We start from the raw sequence: 3,642 nt of genomic DNA on the forward strand, positions 1-3,642 counted from the left end.
TCTTCCCAGCCTTGGCATCCAGACACAACAGCGCTGACGGCTAAGAATATGATATCAAATAGTTTATGAACCACTTTACCTTGTTGGCGAGGATCATCGATTGATTCGAAATATTTAAATAGCTGAATATCAAGCATGAGAATGCTCCTTGAAAAAAGGAGTATAAGATCATACTTTTAAGTCAAGGTAAAGTTCGTGATCTTGCCCTGAGTAAAAACTCCTTTTCTTCCACTTTTAAAAGTGGTTCTTTAGCATTGCGCTAATGAATTTTATCAGTCATAAAGTTCTTTAATTAACTTTAGTCTATATTTTTTAGAAGATCTACTTAACATCTTTTAAAAATAAGGAGCAGCTTAGATATTAAAGGTGTGCTTTTACATGAAAAGCTTTATTTAAGGTCATCTAAAAGTTGTAAAATTAATATTCTATACCTATTAGTTGTTCGCAATAAGATTTATTTAGTTTTGCTTAAACTTAGGTATATTTTTATACACACTGGCATTTAGTGCAGAAACAACCGATGAAGCAAAAATAAAAAAAGATATGGAAGTAATAGAAGCACGTGGTATCCGTTCAAGTATGGCTGAAAACTTAGACGTAAAACGTATGTCTGGCTCTGTGGTTGATGCAATTACCGCTGAAGATCCCTGATAAAAACGTTGCCGACTCACTTCAGCGCGTACCCGGAGTGGTAATTGAGCGTGACGGCGGGGAAGGTTCATCAGTTAGTATTCGTGGTTTATCGTCAGAACTTACTTTTAGACAGCTTAATGGTAATTTTATTGCGTCTTCTCCAGGGGAGCCTTCGCGTTCGTTTGATTATGCTTTGTTACCGTCTTCAATGATTGAAAGTGTTGAGGTTTATAAATCGCCAGAGGCACGTTTAGATGAAGGTGGGGTTGGTGGCACTGTATTAATGCACAGCCGAAAACCTTTAAATATGGATGTAAACTCAGGTGTATTTAATGTAGAGAGTACTTACGCTGATGTTACAAAAGAGTATGAGCCGCAGTTTACGGGTTTATATTCATGGGAAAATGACGACGAAAACGTTGGTATATTAGTTGGCTATACATATAAGGAGCGAACAAACAGAACGCTTTCGGGCGGTACTGATGCCAATGTGTGGCGCTATACTGGCACTGGGCAAGCAATAGGTATAAATGGTAATGCAGTTAATAACAATAATGGTTGGGATACTATTAGTGATGCAGGTGGTAATAGTTACTATGGCGTTTGGTTTCCGCAAGTTGTTCGAGGTTCAGTACTTAACGAAAAACGTGAGCGCGAAGGGATCCAATTTAGTACGCAATGGCGACCAACAAATCGTTTAGAGCTTGGCTTTAATTATTTTGGTTTTACATTAGGGTAAGACAGAACAGAATCTGTGATTGATATACCAGAGTGGTCTTTAAATCCTGATTTTTTAACTGATGTAAATCTTGATGAGTCGGGAACTATTGTTACTGGTATGCAATACGATGCGATGGCAAGCGGTATTGAAACTGATATGCAGTTTCCGTGGGTGCGCGGCAGTTATGTGCGCGAAGAATCGACCTCCAATACGTTTGATTTTAACTTAACCTATGAAGGCGATAATTTTAAAGCGCGTTTTGTCGTGGGTAATGCAAAATCAGAAGGAGGACCAGAAGAAAGCTGGGAATCCGCATATAAAAGCTCAAACGCGGGCGAAAACGCCACTGCTATGCAAAACGCTGCTCAAACGGCAGGCTGGTCACTCAACCAAAATAATATATCACTTAATATTGACCCTAATACATTAACTAACTTACAAAATGGAATTGGAGGCGGTCGTGATGCGGGCTCTTCAAACTCAAGTTTTGTACGCAGTGAGCTAGAGGAAGATTACTACCAAGCTGATATGGGTTTTTATGTTGATTGGGGCTTTTTAAAAACAATTAGAACCGGTGTTAAATACCGCAACTCAACTCTTCATCGTGAAACTGGTAATACCTTCTTTTTAGATCCTAATTTTGATATAGCTGCGGGTGAAGCAAGGTATTACGCGTTTTGACAGCTACCAATGGAATGGTGGAATGCCATTAGCTCAAAATGTATTTACAAGTGAGAGTAATATAGTAGGCGGGTTTGAAATAAACCAAATGCCAAGCATCGACTGGGACAAATACCGCGATATGGTCACTGCTGAGTATGTACCTTATACACGTATTGAAGATAACTTTGTTTACGACATTGAAGAGAAAATATCTGCTTTTTATATTCAAGGCGATTTTGAGTTTAGTGAAGTAAGAGGTAATTTGGGAGTGCGTGTTGTGCAAATAAAAACATTTACTTCATCTACCGACTTATATACCTACCAATTAGATCACACAAATGATGAAACTGGCGAGCCGTAACTGGTGACGCACGCTTTGTAAAAGACTAACAATTAGTCACTCAAAAAAACAAAGACACTCAAATACTACCAAGCTTTAATATAGCGTGGGATGCAACTGACGATTTAGTTATTCGTGGGGCAATAGCAAAAGTAATGTCTCGTCCTGATTACAGCGATTTAGGTGCGCAGCAGCGTATTACGTTTGTATCGGATGAATGGGCAGATGATAGAGTTGCATTTAATGAACAACCAGGCTTTAGCGGCAGTGGCGGTGATAAAAACTTAAAGCCATTTGAATCGGTGCAGGCTGATTTATCTATTGAGTATTATTATGCAAAGGGTTCTGCGGTTGGATTGGCGTTTTTTCATAAGAAAGTAGACAACTTTGTCGTGCCACTGGTAATAGGTGTAGAGCAAAGCTTTGTCGGTAAAAATAATATAGTAGATGCAGGTATTATTAATATCGCTCCGTACAGTATTGTGGGTAATGGTAATGGTAATGGTACAGATGCAGTATCTAAAGGCGCAGAAGTATTTATTCAGCATGCGTTTGATAATGGTTTTGGTTTTTACGCAAACTACAACTATAACAAAACCAATAAGGCCGAGGTAACAGTAAATGGTGAAGAGTTTGGTCAGTCGGCATTAATAGGTAGTGCAAAGTATCAGTACAACACTTCTGTTTACTATGAAGGTGACGCCTTTAATATACGTGCATCATATAATAAACGAGAGATGACAGTATTGGGGCTCAATAGTGGGTTAAATGTATATCAAGATCCATACGAACAGGTTGATGTTAATGCGTCGGTTAACTTATACGAAGGACTAAGTTTCACAGCTGCCGTCATTAATTTAACTAAGTCGGAATCGGTAACGCGTTTAGGTAATGATACAGATGCACGATTACTTAACTCAAGCTATTCAGGGCGACGCTATTACGCAGGCTTTAATTATAATTTTTAATTAACGGCATACGTAATAATTTATTAAACGCCAATTAAAAACCGTAGTTGGCTTAGTCTAACGCACCTAATATTGTAGTTTTATGTATGCACATAGTTTTACTGCTCATATGTTGGTTGTTTAATAGGCGGAATAAACCCTACAGCCCTTTATTTGTATAGCTTTCATACTAAATTCATTTAATTGTCAAAAAGCTGAAATAAAGTATTGACCCTCACTCGTTTATCCCTATAATGCGACCCCACTGAGACGGGAAACGCCAACGCCTAGCGAGGAGCGAACTACTCAGAGAGTTAAATAAAACTTCGGTTTTAAAT

1 protein-coding gene and 1 pseudogene are annotated in these 3,642 nt (G+C 38.4%); one reads left to right on the top strand and one right to left on the bottom strand.

The annotated features are described in order from the left end of the window. The coding region (locus I6F65_RS20960) for a transposase family protein (RefSeq protein ID WP_197111189.1) at positions 1-137 on the bottom strand (137 nt) is incomplete at its 3' end. Between the two features lie 352 nt (positions 138-489). Here I6F65_RS20960 and I6F65_RS20965 point away from each other — a divergent pair. Beyond that, a pseudogene (locus I6F65_RS20965) lies at positions 490-3,325 on the top strand (TonB-dependent receptor); the annotation flags it as partial. Between the last annotated feature and the right edge of the window lie 317 nt (positions 3,326-3,642).

Origin of the sequence: Pseudoalteromonas sp. SWXJZ94C (genome assembly GCF_015864385.1) — a bacterium.
GTDB lineage: Bacteria > Pseudomonadota > Gammaproteobacteria > Enterobacterales > Alteromonadaceae > Pseudoalteromonas.